We start from the raw sequence: 6,791 nt of genomic DNA, 5'->3' as shown, positions 1-6,791 counted from the left end.
GGGCCGCAGGGGGGAGGGGGGGGGCATGGGGGAGGTGTGGTCCGGCACGGCCGGCGTTGGCGTGTGCTGGTGAGCGGCGAGCCAGTCGGCTGCCTGCTCGGCGGTGGGCCGGTGGGCGGGGTCTTTGGCGAGCAGGCTCAGCACGTAGTCGGAGAGCGGCTGAGGTATCTCAGGGCGCAGCAGGACGGGCGGCGCGGGAGCGGCGCTGACGTGCTGCTGGAGCGCAGCCAGCGAGGTTGGGCCGCCGAACGGGGCCCGGCCGGTGAGCAGTTGGTACAGCACGCAGCCGAGGGAGTAGACGTCTGAGGCGGGCTGTGCGGGGCGTCCCAGGGCGCGTTCGGGAGCGAGATAGTCGGCCGTGCCGAGGATCTTGCCGGTGGCCGTCAACGTGCTGGCGGCGGCGTCAGCGAAGCGCGCGATCCCGAAGTCGGCGATCTTCACCGTGCGTTCGGCCGTCAGCATCACGTTGGCAGGCTTGACATCGCGGTGGATCACCTTGTGCCGGTGCGCAGCGCCGAGGCCGGCGGCCATCTGGGCCGCAATGGTCACCGCCTCCCGCGGCTTGAGACGACCCCGCAGTGACCGGTCCTGGGCCAGACTCCAGCCGTCCACGAACTCCATGGGCAGGTAGAGCTGATCACGGTCGGAGCCGAAGTCGTACATGCCCACCACGTTGGGGTGGTTGAGGCTGGCCGCGGTCTGCGCCTCCAGACGGCGCTCGGCGTCCGCTGCCTGGTCGGTGCGCAGCAGTTTGACCGCGACGGGCCGCTCGAGGATCTGGTCGGTGGCCCGCCACACCTCGCCCATCGCGCCACGCCCCAGCAGCTCCTGCAACTGATAGCGGTCCGCCAGCAGCCCCTGCACGCCTACCTCGATCACCATGACGTGCGCACCCTCTTAGGGGTCGATTCTCATGGTTTGTAGTCATTTGTATGGCCGGTGCCCAAGGTACCGGAGGCCCCTCTCCGGACTCGACGCCCCATCCCGCAGGAACCACACGTGGGGCAGACAGGCGGCGCGGGGGGTGCACCTGCCTGTCTGCCCCTGTGTACGCGACGACCCGCCGGGGGTGAGCGGGCCTCACGGGACCCAGGGCCCATCCGCTACAGCGCACCGCAGCATCGAGGCGTCACACCCTGGCGGACCGGGTTGCCCCTCTGGTCCCCGCACGGGCCGTCATGACGCCGGGGCGCCGGGGCCGCCGGGTCCCGAAGGTGCCTGCCCAGCTGCCGTGGTCAGGCTCGTAGTCGGGGCCCTGGCGCCTGTGATCGGGGCCGAGGGATCCGCCATAGCGACAGTAAGCGCAGCAGAAGGGGTGGAGGGAATGATGTGCAACGGACCGCGGGCTGCGCTCTTGTACGCTTCTGGGCTGGCCTGCTCAGGCGCTACGCACCTGCGGCCGGGTCGGTTGCGCAAGTCGCTGGACTATTGACGGGCACCCCTCTGAGATCGCCCAGCCCCTATCGGGCGACACAAGCCGGGGATCACACCGGCGGCTACGGCACCGAGTCCTACGAGCCGACAGCTCTCGTCAGGCGCTCAGGGCGGCGTTGAGGGTGGGGTAGCAGTCGATCAGGGTGTCCAGGCCGACGAGCTGGATGGTGCGCATGACGGAGTCGGGGGTTTGGGCCAGGCGTAGCCAGCCGCCGGCCTGGTCGAGGACTTGATGAGCGGAGATGAGGGTGTTGATGCCGCTGGAGTCCATGAACGTGACCTCATGCAGATCGACCACGGTGCAGCTTGCGGCGGGCTCGGGGGTGTCCAGGGCTTGCTGCAGTCGAGGACAGGTGTGGTGGTCGATGTATCCGGCCGCTGCCACGACGAGAACGCCGTCGGTGGCGGTGGTGACGACGGACAGGGCGCCGGGCTGCTCCGCTTGTTCGATAGTCACTGATGCCTCAAACATGTCGGTGAATCCGTGCACTGAGACCTTCGCCCGAACGCCTGCCCCGCAGGGCACGGATGATGCGCTGGTATGGCGGAGCCCCACAAAGGGGACACGGATCGAGCGATGCCGTCGAGGTAGGCCGGGGACAGCTGACAGGGTGTGACGCGGTCTTGACGGAACCAGTTCCCTTGGGCGAGGGCGATGCCCGGGCCGCCCTTTCGGGCATGCAGAGCACATCGCTTTGGACGGCGGCGGCACGTGCATTGCCCAGGCTCGCCGCCTGACTGGCAGTTCCTGACTCGGATGCAGACCAATTACAGCGTCACCGAGCCGGGATCGGCTGGGTGAGGTTCACCGGGTTGCCGTCGGGGTCCTGGATGTGGGCGACGCGCTGTCCCCACGGCATGTCGTTGGGGCCGCTGCGGACCGAGCCGCCCAGTGCCGTCACCCGCCCGAGCGTCTCGTCGACGTCGTCGACACCGATGCTGAGCACGATCCGCGGTGCTGCCGCCCCGGTCCGCGGGTTCGTCTTGGCCACCAGCCCGAGGTCGGTGTCGCCGATGCGCAAGCCGAGGTAGAAGGCCGGGCCTTCCGCCGGTACCCGGAAGGTCTCCTCGGCGCCGAACAATTTCGTATAGAAGTTGAGCAGGACGTCCTGGTCGGCAGTGATGATCACTGGCTGGATGGTGGACATGGCACCCCTGTCGAGAACGGTCGTGTCGCTGGGTAGACCGTTCGATGAGGGCGAACTCATCGGCAGAACCGCCCCGCCAGACGATCTACACCCCAGACTGCCGCCCGCGACCAGTACGAGCAGCCCGAAGCGGAGACACACCACCCCTGCTGACCAGCCACTTCAAGATGGCGCAGCCTCAATGAAGACCTGCCGGTGCCGGCCCGTGCCATGGACTTCACCAACCGGTGGTCAGCGAGTTGGTCACCAACGCCCGTAAGTACGGCCTGGTCCGGTGCGGTTGGATCTGAGGCCGGCTCTCCATTCGTGCCGGACCACTTCAACATGCTGGGCCGCTACTCCGTACAACCGAAGGAGCTCGCTGGCGGGATGCAGGAACTGTGCCAGGACTGCGATGATGTTTTGGGGGTATGGGCGGGCGGGGTAGTAAGCGGCTTTTCGGCAGTGAGGCGGTCTGTATGGACCTGTCTGGGCAAGATGAGGATTCCCAGCCGCTCGCGGAGCGCCCGCTGTCGGTGTCCGCCGCGTTCGAGGCCAGTGAGGAGATTGCTGAGGCCCGTGACCTTGCCCGGTCCTTCCTGGCGGATGTGCAGGCGGTGCATGGGCTGGTGGTGTCCGGCCGGGCGATGGGCATGGTCCAGCTGGTGGTGAGCGAGCTGGTGACCAACGCTGGCAAGTACGCTCCGGGCCCGTGCCTGCTGACGTTGGAGGTCGCCGAGGGGGCGGTGGATGTGACGGTGTGGGACAGCGAGCCGCGGCTACCGATCGCCCGGGCCGCCGACCCGGGCCGGGTGGGTCAGCACGGCCTGGAGATCGTCATGGCGCTCTGTCGGAGCTTTGAGATGCACCGCGAGCCGGTGGGCAAGCGGATCAAGGCGGCCGTGGTGCTGGCCGACGACCCGGTCGGGGACGTGGCCGGCCAGCAGGAGACGTGAGGAGGCCGCGGCGGATGCGGGCGGCCGGCCCCCCTCGTCGCGTGGCGCATGCGGCGGCGACCGCGCCGGAGAGATTCGCGCAGTTCACTGGTACTTACCCCGCTCTACTCGTCGGCGCAGGAGCCGTAGGGGATGCATCACGCGTGAGCCCACGCCCAAGGCCGACCACTTCTGATACTCCCGGTCGAGAACACCTCGACCGCCTCTCTGACCAGGAGTGATGTGTCATACCCCCGGCCCTTCATTTCTGAAAGAGGCTTGGTGTGACGGGGCGGTGATCTCTGCAACGAACCGTGATCAAGGAAGTGGTGCCTTCCCTTCTTTCACCGAAGACACTGTTCCGAACTGCCGTCATTGTGAAGGGACATGACCATCACCAAGCTCCTGAGGTCCACCTTCGCCGTCACGATCCTGGCCTCGGTCACCGCCTGCGGCGCGTCGTCCGCGCCGGCTGCCTCTGGGGGTACGCCTACTCGCTCGGGATCCGCCGAGACGCACCGCTCAGCAAACCCGGAGCCGGCCACGGCGGTCATGCCCGACGTCGTCGGTGGCAACGCCGGGCGTGCGCAGGAGCAGATGAGCTCCGAAATCGACATGATCTTCGAGGACGCAAGCGCGCAGGACCGTCCGGTGGACGGCCCGGCTGAGTGGAAGATCTGCAACTCCAAGCCGGACCCGAACCAGCAGATCACTCATTTCCCGGTGGTCTTCGACGTGGTGAGAGTTTCGGAGAGCTGCGAGGACACGGTGTCGGAGTGATGCTCTGAGCACTCCCGCGTCCCGCCATGGTCTGCATTGATCCATGTCGATGACGCGCCGGCGCCACCAGCCGGGCGAACTCCCGCACAGACCATAGGCCACGCTGATTCGACAATGTCCCCTCCGCGCGAGCCGGGGGCCACGTAGTAGTCGGGTGCCTCGCAGTCCGCGGCGCCTCTTGCCGGAGTCACGGTGCGGCCACGAAGCGGGAGGAGCCACGTCTCGCACGGCCCGTCCCCCAAGCCGCAGCCGGCCCGTCAGACTCCTCGAATTGTCAGGTCTCCGACCCTCCGACGCATTGGATCGGCCTGGGCGCCCCGTCAGGTGTTGGGCGCCCAGGCCGGGCTCTTGCGAGCAGGGCAGGCCTGTCACCGGGGGGGGAGACGGGCCTGCCCCTGCACGATGGCGCCCGCGTACCTCCCCCCGGAGAGCAGGCGCCTGACCCAGCCAGGGGTCACTCTCTTCAGCGGCCGGTGTGACTGGAGTGTCACGGGTGACCGCAGATAGTCGCAGGACAAGCACGCGTGTGAAGCCGTCCACACGTGTACGTCACAGAAGGGCCCCGTCACCTGGGTTATCGACCACCGGGACCACCAGGTGACGGCCGGCCCCTCGTCATCACAGCGCCCACGTTTCAGCAGGGCGTTGTGGGAAACCGCAACGGAGGCGATGGGCGGGCACCTAGCGCATCCGTGTCGCCGAGGCGACGCCCAGCCGTCTTGCACACCTACAGCCCGCGCCCCGCGCCGCCCTGACCGGAGTCACACCGATGATCGCAGTCGTCGCCTATGTCGTGCTGGTCGTCGTCACCGCCGGCCTCCCCTTCGCCCACTGGCACTACATGCCTTGGAGGAGACCGTTGAGACTGGCCGCCCGCACCCTGCGCCACAGACCCCGAACTGACCCTCTGACCACAGCTCCCGCCCAGCCCTGCGCGACTCGATACTCGCGTGCCAGTTGATCACCGGGAGTTCCTGAGCGTGGTCGTCCTCCGTGTGCCGGCGGCCTTCTTCACCCTGGCCTTGACCTCATGGCGCGGCTGCCCTTCGGCCTCGGCGTGTTGGGTGACCGCGGCCTGGACGTCGCGCCAGGCACGCCACGCGGTCTCGTATGTCTCGCTCTGCTGCCCCCCATGGCTCTGTGGTGGGCCCGTACTGGGAACGCAGCTCCTCTACCTTGGTGTGTGCCTGGTCGGCTGCGCGCGACATGGAGTCGCCATCCTTCGCCGCTTGAGCCATACGGTCCACCCTGCTCTCCGTACAGCCATGCATCACCCGTCGCGTTTACCTCCAAAACGTTAGGCAATGGTGCGGAAGCCCCTCCAGCAGCCTCCGTCGCAGGCAACCGCGCCTGACGGTCACCAGGGTCGTGCGCAAGCGTCACACGGCCCCGGTGCCCGCTCGGATGCGTAAGGTCAGGCAGTGGTCCGCCGGCGGCTGGCGAACACGCCGTACGCCATGCCCGCAACACCGACGACGATGCCGACGATGCCGAGGACGCGGGCGGTGGTGTCACTGCTGCTCATGTGGCTCATGGAGGTGGCGGTGGTGTTCTGGGCTACGGGCTTGGCGTCGTCGGTGGCTTGCTGGGTGGCGGCTGCGGGGGCCTCGCTGTCGGCGGCGGCAGCCAGCTGCAGCACGGGCGCCGGCTTGTCGGGCTCGGCCTGGCCCTTCTGCGGCACCTCGATCCAGCGGACGACCTCCTTGTCGGAGTACGTCTGCAGCGCCTTGAAGACGAGCTGGTCGGCGTCCTCGGGCAGCTGGCCGATGGAGACCGGGAACTTCTGGAAGTAGCCCGGCTCGACGCCCTTGCCGTCGGCGGTCCAGGTGACCTTGGTGACGGCCTCGGAGATCGCCTTGCCGTGCACCTGCAGCGGCTTGGCCAGCTTGGACTTGGTGATCTGGATCTTCCAGCCGTCGATCGGCTGCGGTGCGACCGAGGACAGCGGGTGGTCGGTGGGGAAGTTGACCTCGAGCTTGGTGGTGGAGGCGTTGTCGCGCTCGTTGGGGACCTTGAAGTCGACGACGGTGTAGCCGCCCCTGGCCGCGGTGCCCTCCGGCTGCACGGTGACGTGCGCGAACGCGGGGACGGACACGGCGAGCACGGCCGCGCCCGCGAGGGCGCCGACGGTGGCGAACCGAGAGGTCTTGCGGCTGATGGCCTTCATGGCAGAGAGCACTCCATTTAAGTGAGTTCGGTGGAAACCGCTGCATACCGAGGAGTTCGAGGGGTGACGAAGGAGGCGCACGCGCAAGTACGGGTGTCACGTCAGTGGTCGGTTGACCGCAGCGGTGAGTTCCAGCTCACTTGTGTGAGGTGGCCCACCCGGTCGGTTGCGAAGGCCGGTGGTCCGGTGGACGGGGTCGATCTGATGGACCTGGTGGACGGGCTGGACCGCTACCGCGACCTGGGCCGGCTTGATGAGACATTTGCTAGTCAGCAAGTGCGGGGAGGGCGTTAGCCGCTGTCGAGGAGGCCGTGGCGCTGTGCGGGCGGCGGCTGGAGCAGGCGCCTG

At 68.0% G+C, this 6,791-nt stretch carries 6 protein-coding genes; 2 read left to right on the top strand and 4 right to left on the bottom strand.

From position 1 onward, the window contains the following. From BZY54_RS23810 to BZY54_RS23800, 3 genes are all read right to left on the bottom strand, one after another. On the bottom strand, positions 1–882 hold an 882-nt coding region (locus BZY54_RS23810; RefSeq protein ID WP_086727368.1), incomplete at its 3' end, for a serine/threonine-protein kinase. Between the two features lie 649 nt (positions 883–1,531). Next, on the bottom strand, positions 1,532–1,891 hold the full coding sequence (locus tag BZY54_RS23805) for an STAS domain-containing protein (protein ID WP_244217307.1): 360 nt from the start codon (positions 1,889–1,891) through the stop codon (positions 1,532–1,534). 319 nt (positions 1,892–2,210) lie between these two features. Further along, entirely contained in the window at positions 2,211–2,582 is a 372-nt protein-coding gene (locus BZY54_RS23800; RefSeq protein ID WP_086727366.1) for a VOC family protein, read from the bottom strand. Positions 2,583–3,040: 458 nt separating this feature from the next. Between BZY54_RS23800 and BZY54_RS23795 the strand changes: the two genes are divergently transcribed. Both BZY54_RS23795 and BZY54_RS50335 read left to right on the top strand, forming a co-directional pair. Then, positions 3,041–3,517 (top strand): ATP-binding protein, encoded by a 477-nt coding sequence (locus BZY54_RS23795; protein ID WP_086727374.1) that lies wholly within the window; start codon positions 3,041–3,043, stop codon positions 3,515–3,517. Between the two features lie 366 nt (positions 3,518–3,883). Next, positions 3,884–4,276 carry a hypothetical protein gene (locus BZY54_RS50335; protein WP_143668104.1) on the top strand — a complete coding sequence of 131 codons (393 nt, stop codon included), beginning with the start codon at positions 3,884–3,886 and terminating at the stop codon, positions 4,274–4,276. 1,414 nt (positions 4,277–5,690) lie between these two features. Here the strand turns inward: BZY54_RS50335 and BZY54_RS23775 are convergent. Continuing rightward, positions 5,691–6,443 carry a YcnI family copper-binding membrane protein gene (locus BZY54_RS23775; RefSeq protein ID WP_086727363.1) on the bottom strand — a complete coding sequence of 251 codons (753 nt, stop codon included), beginning with the start codon at positions 6,441–6,443 and terminating at the stop codon, positions 5,691–5,693. Positions 6,444–6,791 lie beyond the last annotated feature (348 nt).

Source organism: Streptomyces carpinensis (assembly GCF_002154505.1).
Taxonomy (GTDB): domain Bacteria; phylum Actinomycetota; class Actinomycetes; order Streptomycetales; family Streptomycetaceae; genus Streptomyces; species Streptomyces carpinensis.
The sequence above is the reverse complement of the archived record's forward strand: the minus strand, read 5'-3'. Positions and strand labels throughout refer to the sequence as shown.